General features: G+C 46.0%; 1 protein-coding gene. It reads right to left on the bottom strand.

The annotated features are described in order from the left end of the window. The coding region (locus A3756_RS22765; protein ID WP_304438930.1) for a glutamate synthase central domain-containing protein at nucleotides 1-839 on the bottom strand (839 nt) is incomplete at both ends.

Raw genomic sequence — 839 nt, 5'->3', positions numbered from 1 at the left:
TTCTGTCTAAAGTAGTCTGAAACTGAACGAACACGAGTCGACAATACTGCCATTGGCGTATCATCACCCATCGAACCTACTGCTTCCTGGCCCGCCTCAGCTAATGGACGCAATACCTGATCTCGTTCCTCGAAAGTCACCTGGAACATCTTCATGTGCGTCTTTAGGGTATCAGCATCCATTGCTTGGAACGCTTCATGATCTTTGTCTAGCGTTGCCTCAATACGAACCGCGTTTTCTTTTAGCCACTTTTTATAAGGGTGAGCAGACTTAAGGCGGCTATCGATATCATCAGTATGTAGCACTTCACCCGTTTCAGTATCAACCGCTAGAATCTGTCCAGGACCAATTCGACCCTTAGCAACAACATCTTCCGGCTTATAGCCATAAGTTCCAATTTCGGATGCAACTGTAATGTAACCATTCTTAGTGATAACCCAACGACTTGGGCGCAAACCGTTTCTATCCAGTAAACAGACGGCGTAACGGCCGTCAGTTAGAACCAGACCAGCCGGTCCATCCCATGGTTCCATATGCATACTGTTATATTCATAGAAAGCACGTAGTTCGCTATCCATGGTGTCAACGTTCTGCCATGCAGGTGGAATCATCATACGAACGGCACGGAATAGGTCTACACCACCTGCCAGAAGTACCTCAAGCATATTATCCATACTGGAAGAATCTGAACCAGTACGATTCACCAAAGGAGATAATTCTCCCAGCTCAGGCAGTTCGTCTGTAGCAAACTTGCTTGTTCTCGCTGTAGACCAGTTTCTATTGCCTTCAATCGTATTAATTTCACCGTTGTGAGCAATACATCTAAATGGCTGGGCTAG

The sequence above is a fragment of the Oleiphilus sp. HI0086 genome, from assembly GCF_001635225.1.
The sequence above is the reverse complement of the archived record's forward strand: the minus strand, read 5'-3'. Positions and strand labels throughout refer to the sequence as shown.